General features: G+C 38.5%; 14 protein-coding genes and 1 riboswitch. Of the genes, 6 read left to right on the top strand and 8 right to left on the bottom strand.

Going from position 1 to position 22,342, the window contains the following annotated elements; translation table 11 throughout:
- Positions 1 to 107: 107 nt before the first annotated feature.
- The gene (locus H9Q20_RS00775; RefSeq protein WP_124642505.1) at positions 108 to 758 is read left to right on the top strand and encodes a protein-L-isoaspartate(D-aspartate) O-methyltransferase; all 651 of its coding nucleotides are present in this window, start codon (positions 108 to 110) and stop codon (positions 756 to 758) included.
- A 10-nt stretch (positions 759 to 768) separates the two neighbouring features.
- Here the strand turns inward: H9Q20_RS00775 and H9Q20_RS00780 are convergent, their stop codons facing one another.
- The 5 genes from H9Q20_RS00780 to dnaX all read right to left on the bottom strand — a co-directional run bounded on the left by H9Q20_RS00780 (position 769) and on the right by dnaX (position 5,183).
- Complete coding sequence (locus tag H9Q20_RS00780) at positions 769 to 1,155, bottom strand: acyl-CoA thioesterase (RefSeq protein ID WP_124642503.1); 387 nt, start codon at positions 1,153 to 1,155, stop codon at positions 769 to 771.
- A gap of 64 nt (positions 1,156 to 1,219) precedes the next feature.
- A riboswitch (cobalamin riboswitch) is annotated at positions 1,220 to 1,358 on the bottom strand.
- 75 nt (positions 1,359 to 1,433) lie between these two features.
- Positions 1,434 to 2,360: a ribosome small subunit-dependent GTPase A gene (gene rsgA / locus H9Q20_RS00785; RefSeq protein ID WP_124642501.1), complete on the bottom strand. Its 927-nt coding sequence runs from the start codon at positions 2,358 to 2,360 to the stop codon at positions 1,434 to 1,436.
- Entirely contained in the window at positions 2,361 to 3,437 is a 1,077-nt protein-coding gene (locus H9Q20_RS00790) for a chorismate mutase (protein WP_124642499.1), read from the bottom strand.
- 31 nt (positions 3,438 to 3,468) lie between these two features.
- Complete coding sequence (locus tag H9Q20_RS00795) at positions 3,469 to 3,999, bottom strand: hypothetical protein (protein WP_187478063.1); 531 nt, start codon at positions 3,997 to 3,999, stop codon at positions 3,469 to 3,471.
- A gap of 101 nt (positions 4,000 to 4,100) precedes the next feature.
- Positions 4,101 to 5,183: a DNA polymerase III subunit gamma/tau gene (gene dnaX / locus H9Q20_RS00800; protein WP_187478064.1), complete on the bottom strand. Its 1,083-nt coding sequence runs from the start codon at positions 5,181 to 5,183 to the stop codon at positions 4,101 to 4,103.
- Between the two features lie 181 nt (positions 5,184 to 5,364).
- Here dnaX and H9Q20_RS00805 point away from each other — a divergent pair, with 181 nt between their 5' ends.
- The 5 genes from H9Q20_RS00805 to H9Q20_RS00825 all read left to right on the top strand — a co-directional run bounded on the left by H9Q20_RS00805 (position 5,365) and on the right by H9Q20_RS00825 (position 16,294).
- Positions 5,365 to 5,958 (top strand): HD domain-containing protein, encoded by a 594-nt coding sequence (locus H9Q20_RS00805; RefSeq protein ID WP_124642493.1) that lies wholly within the window; start codon positions 5,365 to 5,367, stop codon positions 5,956 to 5,958.
- Between the two features lie 75 nt (positions 5,959 to 6,033).
- Positions 6,034 to 8,022: a urocanate hydratase gene (locus H9Q20_RS00810; RefSeq protein WP_187478065.1), complete on the top strand. Its 1,989-nt coding sequence runs from the start codon at positions 6,034 to 6,036 to the stop codon at positions 8,020 to 8,022.
- Between the two features lie 209 nt (positions 8,023 to 8,231).
- Positions 8,232 to 13,190: a PKD domain-containing protein gene (locus H9Q20_RS00815; protein WP_187478066.1), complete on the top strand. Its 4,959-nt coding sequence runs from the start codon at positions 8,232 to 8,234 to the stop codon at positions 13,188 to 13,190.
- A 100-nt stretch (positions 13,191 to 13,290) separates the two neighbouring features.
- Positions 13,291 to 15,156: a T9SS type A sorting domain-containing protein gene (locus tag H9Q20_RS00820; RefSeq protein ID WP_187478067.1), complete on the top strand. Its 1,866-nt coding sequence runs from the start codon at positions 13,291 to 13,293 to the stop codon at positions 15,154 to 15,156.
- Positions 15,157 to 15,427: 271 nt separating this feature from the next.
- A complete protein-coding gene (locus tag H9Q20_RS00825; RefSeq protein ID WP_027376244.1) occupies positions 15,428 to 16,294 on the top strand; it encodes an RNA polymerase sigma factor RpoD/SigA in 867 nt (288 codons plus the stop codon).
- A gap of 155 nt (positions 16,295 to 16,449) precedes the next feature.
- On the opposite strand, the gene H9Q20_RS00830 is transcribed toward H9Q20_RS00825, so the two are convergent.
- The 3 genes from H9Q20_RS00830 to H9Q20_RS00840 all read right to left on the bottom strand — a co-directional run bounded on the left by H9Q20_RS00830 (position 16,450) and on the right by H9Q20_RS00840 (position 22,338).
- Positions 16,450 to 18,477, bottom strand: coding sequence for a beta-N-acetylhexosaminidase (locus H9Q20_RS00830; protein WP_124642485.1), 2,028 nt, complete (start codon positions 18,475 to 18,477; stop codon positions 16,450 to 16,452).
- A gap of 134 nt (positions 18,478 to 18,611) precedes the next feature.
- Positions 18,612 to 20,546, bottom strand: coding sequence for a glucosamine-6-phosphate deaminase (gene nagB, locus H9Q20_RS00835; protein ID WP_124642483.1), 1,935 nt, complete (start codon positions 20,544 to 20,546; stop codon positions 18,612 to 18,614).
- A gap of 217 nt (positions 20,547 to 20,763) precedes the next feature.
- Positions 20,764 to 22,338, bottom strand: a complete 1,575-nt coding sequence (locus H9Q20_RS00840) for a SusD/RagB family nutrient-binding outer membrane lipoprotein (protein ID WP_124642481.1) — start codon at positions 22,336 to 22,338, stop codon at positions 20,764 to 20,766.
- Positions 22,339 to 22,342 lie beyond the last annotated feature (4 nt).

The following is a 22,342-nucleotide window of genomic DNA, read 5'->3' on the forward strand; positions in this document are numbered from 1 at the left end:
ATTTTTCCAAAGATAAACATTTTGAAAAAGCAACCCAATCGGCACTTGTTTTTTTAGCTTAAAAAGAATAGTTTTGTTGCAATCCATAGAACACCCGATTAGCCCTTATGAAAGATACATTTGTACACAAAGGAAAAAGAAAAATTCTTGTTGAATATTTACGAGATCGTTTATTTATTTCTGACGAAAATGTACTTTCTGCAATCAACCTCGTTCCTAGGCATTTGTTTATGGAAAGTATTTTTGAAGATTTTGCTTACGAAGACAGAGCCTTTCCTATTGCAGCCGGACAAACCATTTCGCATCCCTCCACCGTTGCCGAACAATCGGAGTTGATGAAAGTAAAATCGGGAGAAAAAATCTTAGAAATAGGCACAGGTTGTGGCTACCAAACGGCTATTTTGGTACAAATGGGTGCTTTGGTCTACACCATAGAAAGGCAAAAAGATTTGTATGATTTTTCTAAAAATAAACTGAGCGAAATAAAGCTCAGTCCCTACTTTCAGAGTTTTGGTGATGGCTTTGCAGGACTGCCCCATCTGGCTCCATTCGACAAAATAGTGGTTACTTGTGGAGCATCCATCTTGCCTTCTGAATTGCTGAAACAATTGAAAATTGGAGGAATAATGGTGATCCCGTTGGGACCCGAGGAGGAACAAACCTTATTCCGTTTTACTAAAATTTCTGAAACTGAGTTTGAAAAAGAAGAATTCGGGGCATACAAGTTTGTTCCAATGTTGGGAGATACCAATCGTTAGAGCCTTTTAATTAATCAAAAATTTTAACCGGTTTTTTGTCTTTGCCAACAGCAACCAAGGTAAAATCTCCGGAAACGGCTTTTTCTCTGGTATCGGCATACATTTCTTCCATGTAGATTTCGATATTCACTTTCACACTTGAGTTTCCAACATATTTCACTTTACCAATCAGTTCAACCAAAGTATCTGCCGGAATGGGTTTTTTGAAATCGATGCGGTCGCAGCTTACCGTAACAAAAGATTTTCTAGCGAAACGAGTCGCTGTTATGAAGGCAACTTCGTCCATCATTTCCATAACTTTTCCTCCGAACATGGTGTTGTGATGGTTGGTGGTATTGGGGAAAACCACTTTAAAAACATGGGTTTCGGAATTTTTAATCTTCTCTTCGTAATTCATTTCTTAATAATTTTATTTTCAATTTAATGATGAAATGAATAAAAGTCCAATTGTGACTTTTACTTCAGTTCGCGAAAGCTTTCAGGGATCCGACTTGTTGTACCAGACAAAATACGGTTGCGCGACAGTTCGTGATTCTCACACGATTCACCTTTAATTTGAGATTACAAATATAAACAAATCTCAAAATTTTAAACTTTTTATACTATTTATTTATTCTATCAGAATTAACATCAAAAAACAACCTGTAAATCAGACCTATTTTATCAATTTAATAATTATTTATCTTCTAAATCTTCAGCTTCTTCCACCAATTTGAGGTATGTAGCGTATCGACTTTCTAAGATTTCACCATTTTCGACACCGTTTACCACAGCGCATTTGGGTTCGTTCATGTGCATACAATTGTGAAATTTACACAATCTTCCGGTTGCGAAAATTTCCGGAAAATAATGCTGAATTTCGTATTTATCGACATCTATCATGGCAAATTCCCGAACTCCCGGAGTATCAATTACCGAACCTCCAAAGTCCCAAAAAAACATTTGAGCGAATGTTGTGGTGTGTTTTCCTTTGAGGTGAACTTCAGAAATGGCGGATGTCCTTAGATTTAATCCAGGTTGCAAGGCATTGACCAAGGTGGATTTCCCACATCCTGAATGTCCAAAAAATACAGAAACTTTATGGGAAATCTTTCCTTTTAAAAGATCTAAATTTTCTCCAGAAACAGATGAAGTTTTCAGAGTTTTGTAACCAATTTTTTCATAATCTTCGATGATCATATCCACCAACTCCAATTCTTCTGCAGAAAGCAAGTCGGTTTTATTCATCAAAATCAGTGGTTCTATGTTGTACGCCTCGCAACAAGCCAAGAAGCGATCCAAAAAGCCAAGAGAAGTTTCGGGATGTTTTAAGGTAAAAATAAAACAAGCCACATCGACATTGGAAGCAATAATATGCGCTTCTTTGGACAGGTTGACCGACTTTCGGATCAGGTAATTTTTTCTGGATTCGATCTTGGTAATCCATGCGATATCGTCGGCTTCCAACTGAAACTCCACAAAATCGCCCACAGAAAGCGGATTGGTCAATCGGCTTTTGATCAGCTTAAATTTGCCACGAATTCTGGCTTCGTAGGATTTTTGGGTCTCCAACTCCAAAACTTGGTACCAACTTCCGGTCGATTTTGTAATTAATCCTCTCATTTAGTCTTTCATAATATGGTTTTGCACCTCGACACTTTCTTCGTGAATGGTTTTAAATATTTTCTCGATAAATTCTTGTGTCATACCGGTTTCGTTGGCTTTTTCTTTGGCGTATTGTTGTATGAATTTCCAGCGTTCTGGTTGGAAGATCATCACATTATTTTTATGTTTCAGTTCTCCAATTTTTTCGGAGATTTTCATTCTTTGAGACAAAATTTCAATCAATTGAAAATCCAAATCAGAAATCAGGGTTCTTTGTCTTTCCATTTCCTCATCAAAACCGGAAATTTGGGTTTTTCTAAGTTTCAAATTTTGCAAAAGAAGGTCCAATTCTTCGGGCGTAATTTGTTGTTGTGCATCGCTCCACGCCTTATCCGGATTGCAATGGCTTTCGATCATCACACCGTTATAATCGACATTCAGAGCGGTTTGTGCTACATTTGCTAAAGTATTTCTGTTGCCACAAATATGAGAAGGATCTACCAAAATCGGAATGTTGGGATATTGTTGTTTAAAATCCAAAGCCAATTGCCAATTGGGAATGTTACGATACTGTGTCTTTTGATAAGAAGAAAAACCCCGATGGATCACTCCTAAATTTTCTATCCCCTGAGCCAGCAATCTTTCCAAAGCTCCTGCCCACAAAGCCAAATCTGGATTTACAGGATTTTTTACCAATACAATTTTATTGCTTCCTTTCAAAGATTCGGCAATTTCTTGAACGGTAAACGGATTGACGGTAGATCGGGCACCAATCCACAAAATATCGACATCGGCTTTTAGTACAGCATCGACATGATGGGCATTTGCTACTTCTGTAGCCGTTAGAAAACCAAATTCTTCTTTAACTTTCTTTAGCCATTCCAAACCAATCGTTCCTACCCCTTCAAAACCGTTAGGTTTGGTTCTCGGTTTCCAAATTCCGGCTCTAAAAATGGGAATTTCCACCGCAGAATTTTTTATTCTGCTGGCCGTCTCCAACATTTGTTGTTCACTTTCTGCAGAACACGGTCCGGCAATGAATAAAGGCTGAGGAAATTGTTTTAACCAATTGTTGGGGATGGAATCTAGGTTCATAAGCTAATAAATGACTTGCAAAGATAAAGATTTATGAAAGATCAAAATTGAGCAAATCGTTCAAATCCTTTAATAATGGATTGATCTCAACCAACTTTTCAAATTTTTTCCTTTTGGTGATTATTTCTACCTTGACAGCACCTTCCACTTTTTTATAGTTTAGGTTAAGGGTGTAATGATGTACTTTTTGCTTGAAATGATTGACAAATTGATCCCTGCATTTATCAAACTCTTCTTTTGCAGATTCCGATGAATAGGTAATTTCAATATCATCTTCACCAATTTTTACGACAGAAAATCCGTTGATGGCGTTGTACGCAACTGCATCATTTTTTTGCAAAGTTTTCAAGAAATAATTCCATTCGTTTTGCAAATCGGTTTCGGTAAAATGATTTCTAGGAAGCTTCTCGGTGTTAGCATCCGCAGATTTGTTTTCTTCTTTTTCTTCTTTTTTTGTCAGAAAGCCTTGGATGGAAAATTTAGAATTTCCCAAACTGGAAGAAATGGGTTGCGAGGTTTTTTCAACCACTTTTTTTATTTCAAGAAGAGGTTCATTAACCACCTTTTTTTCGGTAGCAACAGAAGTTGAAGCGGTATTTTCTTTGGCTGTTTTAGGTTGGGTTACCGTTTTTGTATCGATCTCACTAAAGATCGGAGCTAATATTAAGAATTTTTTTTTTTAGGTTCTAAACCGGCGGTTAGACTGCTCAGTTGCATCAAAGCAATTTCTACAGTCAATCTCGGATTTTTAGAATTTTTATAATTAATGTCGGCATGGTTACAAATTTCAATACCATCAATCAATTGTTGAGGTGTCCATTTCTGACACTGTTCGGCAAATTTCTGTTTGGTTTTTTCGCCCACTTCGATCAGTTCCAAAGTCAATGGATTTTGAGCCATCATCAAATCGCGAAAATGGTGTCCCAATCCTGCAATGAACAAATGTGGATCAAAACCTTTTTTTACAATTTCATTAAAGGTGGATAAGACCTCCGGAATTTTATTTTCTTTTGCCAAATCGACCATATTAAGATACTGATCGTAATCTAAAATATTCAGAACTTCTGCAGCTTTGGCTAGGGTAATGTTTTTCTGAGTAAATGTTGAAAGACGGTCAAAAATAGAAAGTGCATCTCTAAGTGCTCCATCTGCTTTTTGTGCTACCAAATAAAGCGCATCATCTTCATATTGAATGTGCTCTCTTTCGGCAATTTTTTTAAGATGATTTTCGATATCCTCAATGGTAATTCTTTTGAAATCATAAATCTGACATCGGGAAAGAATGGTTGGGATAATTTTATGTTTTTCTGTGGTTGCCAAGATAAAAATGGCATGCGCAGGAGGTTCTTCTAAAGTTTTCAAAAAAGCATTGAAAGCCGCTTGAGAAAGCATGTGCACCTCGTCGATGATGTACACTTTGTACTGCCCTACTTGTGGTGCAAAACGAACCTGGTCGATCAGGTCACGGATATCGTCCACCGAGTTGTTGGATGCCGCATCCAACTCATAAATGTTGTATGCAAATCCATCTTCGGAAGTCGATCCGTCTTTTTCGTTAATTTTTCTAGCTAAAATCCTTGCGCAAGTGGTTTTCCCTACACCTCTAGGTCCACAAAACAATAAAGCTTGAGCCAACTGGTTGTTGTCGATGGCGTGTTCCAAAGTATCGGTAATGTGCGATTGTCCCACAACAGTTTCAAACTCTTGCGGTCTATACTTTCTTGCTGATACGATGAAATTTTCCATTGTCCAAAAGTATTATTTTTTTTCTTTTAGCACAACTTTGCATCCTTAAAAAGTTATTAACAAGCCAAAATATATTTATATTTTTTTTGGATAAAAAATCTAGGTTTCTACAAAGTTATAAATGCAAGCCTTCGTTTAAAATTATTCAAAAACACTAACTTTGCATAATACAATTCAACCTATGATTATTGACAAAGAAATACAATTCATCTTGGCGGTGGACGCTCTAAAAAATGTAAACCGCAGAAATTATAACGCCGACGATAGTCGCAGAGAAAACACTGCAGAACACAGCTGGCAAATCATTATTTTAGCACAAATTCTTTTCCCCTATGCCAAAAACAAGGAAAACATTGATCTGTTAAGGGTAATTAGAATGCTATCCATTCACGATTTGGTCGAAATTCATGCTGGAGACACTTTCCTGTTTGATGAAGCAAAAATGGAAGGCAAATTCGAAAGAGAAAAAGCCGCAGCCAAAAAAATCTTTGGAATCCTTAGTGAGCCGCTTCGAACGGATTTTTTCAATCTGTGGATCGAATTTGAAGAAGAGCAAAGTGCCGATGCAATTTTTGCATGTGCCATCGACAGAATCATGCCTTTTATCCTGAACACCCATACCGAAGCCAAAAGCTGGACAGAAGCCAATGTCAAAGAAAGCCAAGTGAGAGGGATGTTAGAGACGGCCATCAAAAGAGCTTCTACCGAAATGGGACAGGCTTTTGACATCCTCATTCAAAAAAGTTTAGACTTGGGATACTTAATCAAAGATTAAAATCCGTATCAAATCAGGTGGAATATTGTCCACAATCTTCGTTTTTACTAATTTTAGGCGCTTAAAAAATAAACAATGACTTTCCAAGAACAGATACAACAAGGCATACCCCAACATTTGCCAACACCAAAACCGTACGACACCAGCATCAACCATGCTCCGAAGCGAAAAGAAATCCTTACGGAGGAAGAAAAGAAACTGGCTTTAAAAAATGCACTTCGTTATTTTGAACCGCAATTTCATGCCGAATTAATTGAAGAATTCAAAGAAGAATTGGAAAAATACGGTAGAATCTACATGTATCGTTTCCGTCCGGATTACGAAATCTACGCAAGACCGATAGAAGAATATCCCGGAAAATCGCTTCAGGCGAAATCCATCATGCTGATGATTCAAAATAACTTGAGTTATGCCGTTGCACAACACCCTCACGAACTTATTACCTACGGGGGAAATGGTGCTGTATTTCAAAATTGGGCTCAATATCTTTTGACCATGAAATATCTTTCTGAAATGAACGATGAGCAAACCTTGGTGATGTACTCCGGACATCCTATGGGACTTTTTCCATCGCACAAAGATGCTCCAAGAGTTGTGGTAACCAACGGAATGGTAATTCCCAATTATTCCAAACCGGACGATTGGGAAAAATTCAATGCATTGGGCGTTTCTCAATACGGACAAATGACGGCCGGAAGCTACATGTACATCGGCCCGCAAGGTATCGTACACGGAACCACCATTACGGTTCTGAATGCATTTAGAAAAATTAAAAAATCACCAAAAGGAGGCTTATTTGTCACTTCTGGATTGGGCGGAATGTCCGGGGCACAACCCAAAGCTGGAAATATCGCAGGTTGCGTAACCGTTTGCGCCGAAGTAAATCCTAAAATCACCAAAATCCGTCACGATCAAAAATGGGTCGATGAAATTTTTGAAAATCTTGATGAATTGGTAGCTCGTGTGAAAACAGCACAAAAGAACCAAGAAACCATTTCTTTGACCTATCTTGGAAATGTGGTAGAAGTTTGGGAAAAATTTGACCAAGAAAACTTGAGAATAGACATAGGATCAGACCAGACATCCTTGCACAATCCTTGGGCAGGAGGTTATTATCCCGTGGGAATTTCTTTTGACGAAGCCAACATCATGATGGCAGAAAATCCTGAATTGTTTAAAGAAAAAGTACAAGAAACTCTTAGAAGGCACGCCACTGCCATCAACAAACATACAACAAAAGGAACTTATTTCTTTGATTATGGAAATGCTTTCTTGTTGGAAGCCAGCCGTGCCGGTGCCGATGTGATGTCCGAAAAACCAACCATAGGTAGAGAATTTAGATATCCTTCTTATGTACAAGACATTATGGGTCCTATGTGTTTCGATTACGGCTTTGGACCGTTCCGTTGGGTTTGTACCAGTGGAAAACCTGAAGATTTGCAAAAAACCGATGAAATTGCTTGTCAGATTTTGGAAGAAATCATGAAAAATTCTCCAGAAGAAATCCAACAACAAATGGCCGATAACATACAATGGATACAAGGAGCTCAAGAAAACAAATTGGTTGTTGGCTCGCAAGCCAGAATTTTATATGCCGATGCCGAAGGGAGAATGAAAATTGCAGAAGCCTTCAACAAAGCCATTGAAAAAGGAGAAATTGGACCGGTTGTTTTGGGAAGAGATCACCACGATGTTTCGGGTACAGATTCTCCATACAGAGAGACTTCCAACATCTACGACGGATCCAGATTTACCGCAGATATGGCCATACATAATGTGATTGGCGATAGCTTCCGCGGTGCGACTTGGGTTTCCATACACAACGGAGGTGGCGTTGGTTGGGGCGAGGTGATCAACGGTGGATTTGGAATGTTGTTAGATGGTAGTGATGATGCCGATAGACGATTAAAATCCATGCTTTTTTGGGATGTGAACAATGGTATTTCCAGAAGATCTTGGGCGAGAAATGAAGGAGCTATGTTTGCCATAAAAAGAGCCATGCAAGCTGAACCCAACCTGAAAGTTACACTCCCTAATTTGGTTTCCGAAGATTTGTTTTTATAATCTTTAACGGACCTGATTTTTACGAATAACTTTAATAATAAAAATAAAATTGATAGCGTTCCTAGGGAACGCTATCTTTTGTATGGACTAGTTGAATCTGACTTAAATAATTATTTAGGGCATCATGCTATATTGAAAAAAAAAGTATCTTTGGAAAGATAATACAAAAATAAAACTATACAAAACACAGTAACCAAAACCAATTAAATATGAAAAAATACTACAATCTACAAATTAAGATGAAAGAAAAGTGGCTACTGCTGTGGTTACTTTTGATTTTGCCAATTTGGGGTTTATCCCAAAGCAGTGGTATCACTATTGGTTGGAATGCACAAGTAGGATGCACCGAATTTATTTCTGAACAAGGAGAAAAACCTCAAGATAACTTTGAGGTTTGGGAAGAAATTAATATGGGTCATTGTGTTCGTTTTTGTGAATTTTCGCGAGTGAAATACACTGTTAATCCAGGAAATACGACCATGTCTTCGGTAAATTGGGGAGTAGCGGATGGTACGATTATATCTACAACGAGCAATCCTTATGAAGCCATTATAGAATGGGGAAATGCCGGAAATGGAGCTATAAATATTACCATACAGTATGCAAATGGTACACAAGAAACAAAGTCGATTTGTGTTGAAAAGATTGATAGTCCCAAAGCATTGTTTGCTATCGCAGGACTTGGTGGACATGATGTTTGCATGAACACGCCTGTCTATTTTGATAATCTATCAACAGCAGGAGGAGGAACAGCCTTGGTAAGTTATGAATGGGATTTTGGAGACGGTAGCCCAACTTCAAGTGTTTACGAACCCATGCATACTTATACGACAGGGGGTGTTAAAATTGTAAAACTAAAAGTTACCAATCAATGTAACTGTAGTCAGGAATACGAGATGGAAATCCATGTGAATATTGCCAATCCTATTGATATTGCCTGTGCAAGTGTGGTTTGCGAGGGGAGTATAGAAACTTACACTGCGAATAACACTTGCAAAGGAAAGTGGAAAGTCATTGGCGGAACGATCATAAATACAAACGGAAATGTATTAACGCTACAATGGGATCAAATAGATCCAACAGACGGATTTGGTTATGTTATGTACCAATCCGAATGTGGATGCCCAGCTTGGACTACTTTGAAAATTCCGGTCATCACAAAAGAAGGGATTATACAGGGTCCGACCAATGTATGTACAGAGAAGCAATACCAATACAGTATGCCGCGATGGCCTACCACGCAAGTACAGTGGGATGTAACAGGACCAGGAGCGGTTCAGGCTAGCTATAATGCCCAGCGTAACGAAATTTTCTTAAAATTTAGTACTCTGGGTACTTACACATTATTTAACTATTACGAAAATACGCTGTTAAAATGTGGTGGTAGAAGTAATCCAAAGACCATTTTGGTAACTGCTCCCCTGATAATAACGGGAGGACAGCCTGAAGTATGCGTGGGTAACAATCTTACATTCAACAGTAATGCTGGTGGAAATGCTGTTTGGAAAGTCATGTTTAATGGAAATGTGGTACATACCGAAACAAATGTTAGCCTGAGTTACCACTTTCCAAATGCAGGAACATATATTGTTACCGCAAGCAGTCCAAATGGTGGTTGCACTGGCGATGGGGTTGTTGTACAAGCAATTCCTTTGCCTCCAATACCGAGTGGGACAATTTTGGGACCAGAGCCTGTATGTGTTGGTGTGCCTTATACCTACACCATTAACCCAGCCAATGCAGGTTATCTTCCTATTTGGAGTGTTACAGGAGGTGTAATACAGGGCAGTAACACAGGCAACAGTGTAACTGTTGTTTTCAGTGCAGGAGTACCCGACTATGCTATAAGCGTACAAAACCGTACCACAGGTGGATTGGGTTGCCTCTCGAATAAAAAGACAAGAACACTGCAAAAAGTAAATCTAGACAGTATAACCATTACTGCACCCAATACAAATAATACATATTGCCCAAGTAGCAGTGCAATATTTGTAGCCAACTTCAACGGTATTATTCCTGACGATTTTTCGTGGAGCTTTGCCTCATCAAATTTTGGAAGTTTACTGCCCCATCCTAGCAATCCACATGCGATTATAGTTAACTTTAATGAAATTTCAAGCGGTATATACCAATCTAAACTTAGGTTGATTATAAAAAAGTGTGGAATTACAAAAGTAATAGAGAAAATAGTCATCTTGCAACAGTTACCTGTTATCAGTGTCAATGGAGGTACTGTGTGCGAAGGAAGCCCAACAATACCTATTACGGTAAATATACCTACCAATGTAACCAGCGGAATGCTAACCTTTACATTTCCAGGAGGTGCAACCCCTCAACAAATGGCAATAACAACAGGAGGTACACAGACATTCAATGTTAATAATGACTTTGTAAATAATCAAAGTACGGTAATTTCACAATCCTTGCAGGTTGCTTTATCTACACCAAACGGTTGTAATTATATAGCGACAACAGCTGCCAATTTTAATGTTGTTCCCGAACTAGATGTTGTAATTACGCCGGGTTATTATTATGGGATATGCCCTACAAGTCCTTATAGTGAAGTACTCACAGGAAACATTCCTTCCGGAATAACAGGTGCTACCTACCAATGGTACAAAAACAATGCACCCATTTTAGGAGCAACAGCTTCTACTTATACCATTAGTAACGGTACACAACCATCACCTGCCGGGATTTATTATTTGGTAGTAACAGCCAACGGTTGCTCATCTACCTCACAAGACATAACGGTAGTAACATCATGCCTTGATTTACCTCCATGTACCATATCTCCAAATCCGAATTTGAATGTACAAGCAGATTGGACAAGCTGTAACACCATTACTGCTACCGCATCTTTTGTAGGTACACCAAGTAATTTTGAGTGGCAGAGTAGCCCATTCTTGCAACTGCAACCGGGCAGTACGAGTACCACGGCAACATTTATCGTAACCAAAGCAGGGGTACACAGCGTTTTTCTTTCACTGGATTTTAATAATTGTTCAACACAAAAAAGTGTTGATGTTACCAAGCATTACCAACCAGACTTTAAAGCCAGCATTAGTTGTAATACCAACGGTACTTATAATGTTACTTTAACGGATACTTCATTGCTTACCAATATTACTTCCGGACAAATTGGCTACAGCTATACCATAAATGGTGGTAACCAGCAAAACGGACAAGTAGTTACCTACAATAACTTGCAACCAGGACAACAGTATGCTTTTGCTATAAAGCTTACTGGACAAGGTGCGATGCCCGATTGTACTTTTACCCAAAACATTACTATGCCGGAATTACCAAGTATGCAATTTACAGTATCGCAAACCACGGTATGTATGGGTGAAAAAATAGTGTTGACAATTCCTTCTGCAAATTTCTTACCCAATCATATCTATAAATGGAAGTTTGCAGGTACAGCATTTATTGCCTCAGGACCCGTAACCGAGATAACCTTTAATATATTTAATTCAAATAGTTCTCTTTATTTAGAGGTAACTACCCCTGACAATTGTGTATTTACGAGCAATCCTGTAAATATACAAGTGAATCAGGCTAATATTGATTTTCAATTAGCCAGCAACAACACAAATGTTTGTGCGACAAGTGCTAACCAACCACAATTAACTGTTCCTTATTTAGTGGCTGGAAATCCAATCTCCAATTACGAATGGATGAACGGTAATCAATCCGTAGCAAGTGGTCCATCTCCGGTGTATCAACCCATTCATTCAGGCAGTTATTGGGTTATCTTAACCGATGCAGTGAACGGTTGTAAGGATAAAACTTCAGCCAGTAACCCTGTTCCGGTAATCATCCGTAGCACTCCACAGGTAAGTATTGTGGGTAGTTCTCAGGTTTGCCAAAACAATATGGTAACCTTACAAGGGGTTGTTACCGATAATAATTTGAATTACGAATGGACAAGGAGTTATAATGGGGGAGCATCAGCTGTGGTACAAACGGGTACTACTGCTATCCCAGTGGTACATACTTCCGGACCTTTGGCAGTGGGTACTTATGTATATACCCTGAAAGTTTGGGCAGCTACCGATCCTAGCTGTTTTGGTACTTCCAGCTTTACGGTAAAGGTTAATCCTCCGCCTTCACCTCCGCAAGCGCAGTTTCAGTTGCAAAGCTGTCAACCGTACAGTGTATTACTGTATGTACAAAATCCACAGCCCGGAACCTACAACTGGAGTAACGGACAAACCGGTTCTTCTATTGTGGTAAACACCGGCGGAATTTACAATGTAATTTACACGGCACCTTCTGGTTGCAGTTCTTCATATTTGCTAATGGTACCACACAGTTTGGAAGACCTTATGTGGATTTTTCCTATCGGTTGTTACGACCTTTGTCCGAGAGATGGTTTTATAATCGGTCCCAGAGGAAGCTTTGATTATCATGAATGGCAGTATTTTGGAAATTACCAACAAGGTGGTGGCGGTCTTATTAATCCGTACTGGCCATCTCAAACAGGAAGCCATCAGTTGTTTATTGATCATGGCGGTTGCCAGTTAGCATCTGGAATAATGAATATGAGTCCATCTATAAATAACCCTGACTGTCCACCTAAAGACTGCAAATTGGATGCTTTCGTAAGAAGTGTGAAGCGTGAAGGCAATACCTATTTGCTTTTCGGACAGATTATGAATTTTGGTACACAAGCGATTACCGTTAGCCTGACCAGTGCAAACAACTATGGCGTGTACGCTCCATCTAGTATTACCATACCAGCAGGAGGAAGCTACCAAATGAACCCTGTTATCTTCTATCCGGGAGCTAATTTTCCCGGAGGTGCAGATACAATGCAGATTACAGGAGCCAATCCGGACTGTGCTATAAAAGTAGATGTAGTAATGGGCGAAGTCAATTATGCTAAAGTTGGCACAATAAAAACAGAAACTACTGCTGCATTAAAACTTGTACCCAACCCTGCAAAGGAAGAAGTGAGAATTTCCTATGACACCGGGGATGACAAAGTGGAAGCACTGTCTTTGTATATCTACGACCGTGGCGGGAAATTACAACACCAACAAAAACTGCAAAAAAGCAAGGGCGAAGTAAAACTCAAAATTCAGAATTGGCTGCAAGGATTATATTTGGTAAGCATTACAACTAGTGGTGAGGCATTGCAAGGTAAACTTTTGAAAGAATAAAACTTTCTTGATAAGATCAGGCTACCTCCAATTGGGATGCCTGATTTTTACGAAAAAATTTTAATAATAAAAATAAAATTAATTGATAAAAAAAATAATTATGAAAAGTAGAATTTACATACTAGTAATTTTATTGTCGTACTCCCTATCAAATGCTCAAACCTACACTTGGCAATGGGCAAAAACAGGAGGGGCAATTAATAGCTCCAATGATATTGGTTTTAGCCTGTTGCACGATGAGCATATTTTGGATATGGTGGTGGATAATCAAAATAACACCTATTATCTAACATGGATTTATAATGACACACCGCTATTAGACGGACAAACAATTACCACTTATGGTTTTAAGAATATTTTACTTTTTTCAGTAAATTGTCAGGGAGTACTACGATGGAAACGCGTGATTGGAGGTGGCGGAAACAATACCAATAATGCACAAAAGATAGTATTGGATAACAATGGAGGGATTTATTTAACATTTGCAGCGGGAAATTCTTCCTCCAATGGAAGTATGTACCTACCACCGAGATTTGGGGACAATGATGTTATGCCAGTGGTTAATGATCCTTTTGTTGCTCAATACGGAATGCGGTATGGACATTTGTTGAAATACAACACCGCTGATGGCAATTTAGTTTGGCGTAGGGACTTTCAAGGAGATGTATCTGCATATAATATGGGAATGGATATGAGCGAACCTGTTTTTGACAGTCAAAACAATATTCATCTTATTTTAGGTTTTATGTATGGTACTCATCTGAATGGTATGATTACTGTCCCGAACTCATTTAATACTACTTTTCAATATTATCTGGTGAAATATGATACAAGTGGAAACATTGTTGGTACACCAACTTTGTTACCTCTTACAGGTGCAACTACCTTTAGAACTGGTACTCTAAGCTTTATGTATGATGAGACCAATAGTCGGTATTATTTAGCCGGGTCGAAAGATAGTTCCGGAAGTAGCGGCGGTCTATCAATCTCATGGAACAATGTTCCCATTACTGAAAACGCTTTTGTAATGGCATTTAATAGTACTACCTTCCAGAAATTATGGATTAGGGGATCGGGCGGTAGCGTAGGAGGTTTTGAAGCCGGTGGAAATATTTTTGGATTAAAAAAAGACCCTGTAACAAGCGATATTTATATTTCGGGGTTATTTGGAAAAGGTATGGAGCAAGTAACCTTTGGTAGCGATTTTAACTTTACAACGCCTCTTTTTGGTTCTATTCCATTCGTCATGAAGCTCAGTACTTCCAACAGTGGTAGCAATGTGCTTTGGTGTACCAATCCACTATCATTGTCCAATGGTGATCTTGGTGTTACTAACATAATTGCCAGAAATCCTATCGCTCTAAAAGGCAATGAAGTATTATTTGCCAAAGGCAGTATTAGGGAGGTATGGGGAACTTTCCCCATGGTAAGACCAACCAATGACGGTGCCGATCCATTGTTAGTAAAGCTGAACAAAGATACAGGTGTAGTTACCGGCACACACGAAGTGTTGGGAAATTATGGCTATGATGACCAGTTTACCGCTATTGCAGTTGATAATGACGGCAATATTATGCTGGGTGGGTTTATCAATTCGCAACTTTTTGTGGATCCTAATGACGGAGTACCTACCATAAGCAATGCTGCCAACAGTGATAAAACAAACTTTTTCTATGCCAAACTGGCTACTTCTTCTAACTGTACTCTTATGGCAACCGCAGAAACTCCTGTAAAAGAAACAGATGTGGTTTTTTACCCCAACCCAGTAGAGGATATACTGCATATAAAAACCAAAGAAAAACTACAATCTTATGAAGTTATTACTGCAAACGGTAGTTTGGTAAAATCCGGCACTTTTGACGGAAAAGACTACAGGGTAAATATGCAAGGACTCACAAAAGGCGTATATTTTGTAAAGGTTGAGGGCAATGGTTTTGCTACAGCAGATAAAGTGGTAAAAATGTAATGCCAATCGGATATTCAAGATGGTCTTCATTTTAAAAGCCTAAACGACTATCACATTAGCATTATACCAAAAAGTTTTGAACAAATTTATTATTTTGTGTGGTTGAAACTCTAAAATAAGTAGTTACTTTATACTGTAAAAGGTTTCAAAATCCAAAATTTTCGGAAAGAAGTAATTGGGTTACAAATATTTTGAAAATATTTGTAACCTTTTTCATAAAAACACCGTATAATAATATGTAGCTCAAAAAAAAACGGGTTATTTTTTGTAGATGAGACAGTTAAAAATTACAAAACAGGTTACCAATAGAGAAACCGCTTCTTTGGACAAATACCTGCAGGAAATTGGTAAAGTGGATTTGATTACCGCTGATGAAGAGGTAGAATTGGCACAAAAAATTAGAGCCGGCGACAGAGTTGCCCTTGAAAAGCTCATCAAAGCCAACCTCCGTTTTGTGGTATCCGTTTCTAAACAGTACCAAAACCAAGGACTTTCTCTTCCCGATTTGATCAATGAAGGAAATTTAGGCTTGATGAAAGCTGCAAAAAGATACGACGAAACCAGAGGTTTCAAATTCATTTCTTATGCCGTTTGGTGGATTCGTCAGTCCATCCTTCAAGCTTTGGCAGAGCAGTCCAGAATTGTAAGATTGCCATTGAATAAAATTGGATCCATCAACAAAATCAACAAAGCTTACGCTCACCTTGAACAAGAAAACGAAAGACCACCTTCTCCCGAAGAACTTGCAGAAGTATTGGATATGAGTGAGGAGGACATCAAAGAATCCATGAAAAACTCCGGGAGACACCTATCCATGGATGCACCGTTGGTTGAAGGTGAAGACTCTAACTTGTACGATGTATTGCGTTCCGGAGAGTCGCCAAGTCCAGACAAAGATTTGATGTTGGAGTCTCTTCAAATTGAAATTGAAAGAGCTCTACAAACTCTAACTCCAAGGGAGGCCGATTTGGTAAGACTTTATTTCGGATTGAATGGAAAACATCCTATGACTTTGGAAGAAATCGGAGAAACTTTTGATCTTACAAGAGAAAGAGTAAGACAGATTAAAGAAAAAGCCATCAAGAGATTGAAACACAATACCAGAAGTAAAATTTTGAAATCTTATCTGGGTAAATAATTTCAAATAAAATAGTAAAAGCCACTTTTCAGTGGCTTTTTTTAGTGCTTAAAATCAATTTTCATTTTTTTTAGGAGTTGCATTCCAAAAGGTTTTTCACTTTTGGAATGCCTGAAACTCCAACCTTATTTAACTATATTAATCTTTCGAAAATTTTATTTTAAGCTTATTAATTTTTTAAAACTTTTCACAACTGCCAGTTCTACATCGGCATATTCTTTTGTATCGCATTCTGCCAAAAGTTTCTCAGCAACTGCCGAATTGTATTGCGCATTGCCCTGAATTTTGAAAATCAAATGTTGGGACAGATTGCTTAATTTTTCTGACAGAGGTAGAAATGGAGAAATCAAAGGAGCGTTTTCGTTTAACTTTTTCAATTCCGAATAATTAGAAATCCACTGATTAAGAAAAATAACAATCTTGGATTTAGAATCTTCATTTTTATCAATCACAAATTGATCCACCAAAGTATTGAATGCAAGAGCATCTTTAGCATCGGGAGTGCAAGCATCGGCAAACAAAGTCAACGGAGAGTACATTTGATACTCCGTACCGCCTTTATTTCTTGTGTACAATTTCAGAGGTTCGCAAACATTTGAAAAATCTTCAACCGCTTTTGTATCCTGATAATTGGCAATATTTCTAAGGATGACTCCTTTGTTTCGGATGTGGGTAATGCCCAATTCTTCCAATCTGTTTGTTACAGGAATGAGTCGTTTTCTCATATCCGCCACATTTTTCACCGAAGCATCCGACCAAAGTCTCTCGGCTATGGCTGCTGTTCTCGGCCAAATCCTGGAGTCTATGGTTAATGGAGTTGCCAATTCGCTCCACATCGTAGCTTCGCCCCCCCAAATATTATTGAGGGTTGCCTCGGACAAATTCAAATCTTTATTTACAGGATCGGTATTGTAATGGCTTTCTACATCCATAACCAGATCGATGTAATACCCGTTGGACAAAACCGTTTTGTACCCATTTTGAGCTGCTTTTGCCAAAGATTCACCGGCCTTCAAACCTTCATTTACACCTCTCCAAGAGTGGATAACAGCATCTTTCGACATGTCTTTGGTCATGATTTCTTCCCAACCCATCAATACTTTGTTGTGTTTTTTGAGTAGAGGGATCAGTTTCATGGTAAAATAAGTCTGAAGATCGTGGTTGGTCTTTAGGTTATTTTCTTTTTTAAACTGTTGAATTTTAGGATTGGCATCCCATTCTTTACCTTCGTTTTCGTCGCCACCGATGTGGAAAATTTTTCCCGGAAAAAGTGGACAGACCTCATCAAAAATTAGGGAAAGAATTTGATAAGTCTTGGGATTGGTAGGATCCAAAGTTGGGTTGAACACGCCGGCATTTCTCTCCACGGTATATGTCATACCTGGAGTGCTTCCAATTTCAGGAATGGCGGTTAATATTGCCGAGGCATGACCGGGAACATCAATTTCCGGAACGATCATAATTCCCAAATTGGCAGCATATTTTACCACATCTTTTATCTGATCTTGGGTGTAATATTGACCATCAGAAGATTTTTCATGGAGTTGTTTCAGATTTTTCATTTCTATTCTCCAACCTTGATCGTCCACCAAATGCCAATGGAAAACATTTAGTTTAACAGCAGCCATAGCATCTAGGTTTCTTTTGATGACCTCTATGGGTTGAAAATGTCGTGCCGCATCAATCATCAAACCACGCCATTTGAATCGTGGATGGTCCTTGATCTCTATGGAAGGAAAAAAATATTCTGAAGCGGAATTCTGAAGTGTCTGAAGCAAAGTTTCTAGGGCATAAATGGCACCGGTATCGGTATTCGCTATTATTTTAATTTTTGAATGATCCACCGATAGCTGATAGCTTTCGTCTTGTTGGAGATCCAGTGATGCCGTATTTTTCACCTGTATTTGCAAGGTTGCAGTTGGAGCTGAATTGTTTTCATGTGCAAATTCCTCATTAAAAAACACTCCGGATCTCCCATCCAATCGTCTAAGAAACTTGGTAGTGGCATTTCGTAATCTTTCGGATTGGACTCCGTTTATGTTGATGTTAAAATCTTTTTTAAGAACTAATTTCCCGGTATTCAGGTTCACTTCTTTAGGCCAAGGCATTAGGTTGAGCTGTTCTTTTTGTACTTGTCCCAAACACAAAGAAGAAAATAATGCTGTAAGCAAAGTGTATTTCATGTAATTTATATTAATGGTTGATCTTTTTCAATTTTATTCTTTCATGCAAAAATGAATAAAAAATCTAATTGTGACCTTCCGAAGAGAGCCACAATTAGTCCTAAGTAAAAATGAAAAAGTAAAATTATTGATTTCTAAAAATCAAATTTTTTAAAAGCCTCAATGGCTTCATATTCTGCTAAGCCCAATTTATTGTACAATTCGGCGGTTTTTTTGTTACGATCTTCAGCCCTCATCCAAAATTCTCTAAGGTCATTTCCTTGGAACATGACTCTATCTTTTTGTGACTGATGGTAGAAAATGGCATTTCTCTTGGCCATTACCTCATCCGGACTTATCGGAATTGCCATATCAATTTCGTCGATATCCCATTCGTGCCAAGCACCTCTGTAGAGCCACAACCAACAGTCCTGCATGTACGGTTTTCCTTTCAAATTCTTTAATGCCTTGAAAATCAAACTCAAACAAACTTCATGAGTTCCGTGAGGATCGGCCAAATCGCCTGCAGCAAATACCTGATGGGGTTTTACAGCTGCGATAAGGTCTTCTACCTTCTTTACATCAACTTCTGTTGGTGGATTTTTCTTGATATAGCCCGTTTCGTAAAAAGGTAAATCCAAGAAATGAACTTTATCGTCTGTTAATTTAAAAGAGCGAACTGCAGCATAAGACTCTCTCCTACGGATCAGTCCTTTTAGTTTTCTGACTTCTAAAGAATCGATTTGGTTATCGGTTTTATTGTTCAGGAAATCAATAACTTTTTGAAAATTAATATTGCTGCTGTCTTGATCTACAAAATCATTGCAAACCTCTGCAAATTTCAAGGCTTCTTCATCGGTAACTGCAATATTTCCAGAGGTTTGGTAAGCTACATGGACTTCATGACCTTGTTGAATCAATTTGTTAAATGTGCCTCCCATTGAGATGACATCATCATCCGGATGAGGACTGAAAATGATAACTCTTTTTTTTGCAGGTTGGGCTCTTTCTGGTCTGTGGGTATCGTCATGATTGGGCTTTCCACCGGGCCAACCCGTTATGGAATGCTGCAATTGATTGAACATTTTGATGTTAAGATCGTAGGCAGAACCCTCTTGTACCAAAAGATCCGACATCCCATTGTTGTTATAATCCCTATCGGTTAGTTTCAGCACGGGTTTTCCGGTTTTCTCACAAAGCCAAACGATGGCCTTACTACGAAGTTCTTTGGTCCAAATACACTCTCCTACCAGCCAAGGTGTTTTGCATCTTGTAAGCTCTGAAGAAGCCGTTTTGTCCAAAACAAAAGTAACATTGGGATGATTTTGCAAAAATGTTGCAGGAACATCACTGCTTATATCCCCCTGAATGGTTCTTTTGATGATGTCCGCCTTGTTTTGTCCCCATGCAAGAAGCACAATCCTTTTGGATCTAAGAATCGTTGAAACCCCCATGGTTATGGCCTTTTTAGGCACATTTTCCATGCCGTTAAAATCAGAAGAGGCATCGACTCTTGTGATGTGATCCAAAGTAATGATGCGGGTACCGGAATTGATGTGCGATCCGGGTTCATTAAATCCCACATGACCTGTCCTACCAATCCCTAGAAGTTGAAAATCCAATCCGCCGGCTTCTTTTATTTTCATTTCATAATCGATGCACCATTGGTTAATTTCATCAAAAGGAACAGTACCACAAGGGATGTGCACATTATCCGGATGAATATCGACATGATTGAAAAGATGTTGATGCATGAAGAAGTGATAACTTTGTTTGTTGTCTTTGGACATGGGATAGTACTCGTCCAAATTAAACGATACCACATTGGAGAAGCTTAGATTTTCTTCTTTATGCAGCCTTACCAACTCTTCGTACACCTTGATGGGAGAAGACCCGGTTGCCAAACCCAAAACGCAGGTTTTATTTTCTTTTTGCTTGGATTGTATCAGTTCTGCAATTTCATGAGCTACAATTTTGGAAGCTTCTACAGAATTTTCGAAAATTTCATTGTGAATTTTTTCAAAACGAGTTTCTTCAAATTGTCCGGCTGTTTTGAAACTAATGTCTCTATGTTGAAATTTGGTTTTCATGTTAAAAGTAGATTTGTACTTAAATTATCATTAACATCAAAGGTATTTTTATTTTAGATTTTTAAAAAATAAAATAATCTAATGGAATAAAAACTTCTACCAACGACATTTAATTGAAAATAAACAAATTTATCAGAGGGTTATACTCGGTTTTAAAAAAATGGTATAGGCTGAATGTTGTACCTATACCATCAAAAGCATAATTATGATAAAAATATTAATTTACATCCCACCAAAGATTGGTACCTCCGTTATCCGGTCCGCCAAGCATTCCTACAGCTGCAGAAACATTTGTTGGATTGGTTGATTTTTCGGAAGCTGGGAAATTAATTCTCTTAATGAATTCGGTAGTACTGATCAATCCACCACTTTTATTCAGTTTTACTGGGAAAAGTTTAGGATAGCCTGTTCTTCTGAATTCCGACCAAGCTTCTTGTCCATCTGGGAAACCGGAAATCCATTTTTGAGTAATGATTTTTTCTAATTTCAAAGCGTCGGTATCGGCGTTATTCCATGCGATGGTTACCTGAGAAGCTGCATTGATGTTATTATCCGGGTTGAATGCATCTACATAATTTGCAGGTGTATTGCTGGTATTGGTGATGTAAGAACCCGCAGTGAGTCCGTACTGTGCAAAAGACAACTGAATACCGTTATTGTACGCCGTTTCTGAAGAAATACCGTTGGTGTTCCAATTTTTCAATTTGGCTTCAGCAATTAGAAATTGTACTTCAGAAGCGGTCATCAATTGGATCTGAGAAAACATATCCGAATTGATGCCTGAATTTTTCACATAAGAGTCCTTTCCACCGTGAGCGGTAATGTCTATCCCTTGTCTAATACCTGTATATGAGTTGCTGAAGGTGTTTTTCGTAAAATATTTACCCACTCTTGGGTCTTGCAACCCGTTGAGAATGGATTCCATAGAAGCTCCCATTCTGGTGTCGCCCCATGAATTGATCACTCCAAGAGGATTGGGTTTGTTCACGATAAAATTTTCTGTATTATTGGACATCAAACCTCCTAAATCGGACAATGCTTTTTCGCCTTCGGTTTTGGCTTTCACAGGATCTACACCAGAGATACGAAGAGCCAATCTTAATCGTAGTGAATTACCAAATTTGATCCATTTAGCCAAATTTCCACCAAAAGCACTGATGTCTGCACTTGGATCTAGAACCAATCCTTTATTCTGTGCATCTTTAAGAGCTGCAATACCGGCGTCCAAATCGGCAAAAAATGCATAATACGCTTCTTTTTGAGTGTCAAATTTATCACCTGCAGCATTTTCGCCAAAATGAGAATAGATGATCGGTCCGTAGATATCGGAAATCCTGTGCATCCCTTCTACTTTTAGGATTTTTGCGATGCCTAAAAACTGTGGAAGATTGAGTTGTGCTGCACGATTTTCAACTTTAAAAGCATTAGGCAAAACTCCTGTATAGGCAATGGTCCAAGGATACTGATTCCAACCATCGACTAGGTTGTAGTGGGTGTTGTTGCTGTCTCCAGCAAAAGGAGTTGGTGGCGCCATATATCCGGAAAAAACATCACCCATAAGGTTTTGTTGCAACTGGAATTGCCACTCCGGAGTTACCATAACAATGCTGGACATTAGATTTTCTAATGGAGCTTTTACAATGGTAAGACCTTGCATTTGTTGTTCTTGAGTTTGGCCGTATTCATCGTTGATGTTTCGTTCTGAATCTACAGAACATGAAGTTACAGATGCTAAAACCGTAAGAGCCAATCCGTATTTTATAAATTTATTTTTGAATTTTATTGTTTTCATATTC

Origin of the sequence: Amniculibacterium sp. G2-70 (assembly GCF_014353055.1) — a bacterium.
Lineage (GTDB): Bacteria > Bacteroidota > Bacteroidia > Flavobacteriales > Weeksellaceae > Amniculibacterium > Amniculibacterium aquaticum.

Bases quoted from the DNA above. Each gene is read 5' to 3' on its own strand.
- H9Q20_RS00840 (WP_124642481.1), bottom strand. From the start codon at position 22,338: ATGAAAACAATAAAATTCAAAAATAAATTTATAAAATACGGATTGGCT.
- H9Q20_RS00775 (WP_124642505.1), top strand. From the start codon at position 108: ATGAAAGATACATTTGTACACAAAGGAAAAAGAAAAATTCTTGTTGAA.
- H9Q20_RS00820 (WP_187478067.1), top strand. From the start codon at position 13,291: ATGAAAAGTAGAATTTACATACTAGTAATTTTATTGTCGTACTCCCTA.
- rsgA (WP_124642501.1), bottom strand. From the start codon at position 2,360: ATGAGAGGATTAATTACAAAATCGACCGGAAGTTGGTACCAAGTTTTG.
- H9Q20_RS00825 (WP_027376244.1), top strand. From the start codon at position 15,428: ATGAGACAGTTAAAAATTACAAAACAGGTTACCAATAGAGAAACCGCT.
- H9Q20_RS00815 (WP_187478066.1), top strand. From the start codon at position 8,232: ATGAAAAAATACTACAATCTACAAATTAAGATGAAAGAAAAGTGGCTA.
- H9Q20_RS00805 (WP_124642493.1), top strand. From the start codon at position 5,365: ATGATTATTGACAAAGAAATACAATTCATCTTGGCGGTGGACGCTCTA.
- H9Q20_RS00790 (WP_124642499.1), bottom strand. From the start codon at position 3,437: ATGAACCTAGATTCCATCCCCAACAATTGGTTAAAACAATTTCCTCAG.
- dnaX (WP_187478064.1), bottom strand. From the start codon at position 5,183: ATGGAAAATTTCATCGTATCAGCAAGAAAGTATAGACCGCAAGAGTTT.
- H9Q20_RS00780 (WP_124642503.1), bottom strand. From the start codon at position 1,155: ATGAATTACGAAGAGAAGATTAAAAATTCCGAAACCCATGTTTTTAAA.
- nagB (WP_124642483.1), bottom strand. From the start codon at position 20,546: ATGAAAACCAAATTTCAACATAGAGACATTAGTTTCAAAACAGCCGGA.
- H9Q20_RS00810 (WP_187478065.1), top strand. From the start codon at position 6,034: ATGACTTTCCAAGAACAGATACAACAAGGCATACCCCAACATTTGCCA.
- H9Q20_RS00830 (WP_124642485.1), bottom strand. From the start codon at position 18,477: ATGAAATACACTTTGCTTACAGCATTATTTTCTTCTTTGTGTTTGGGA.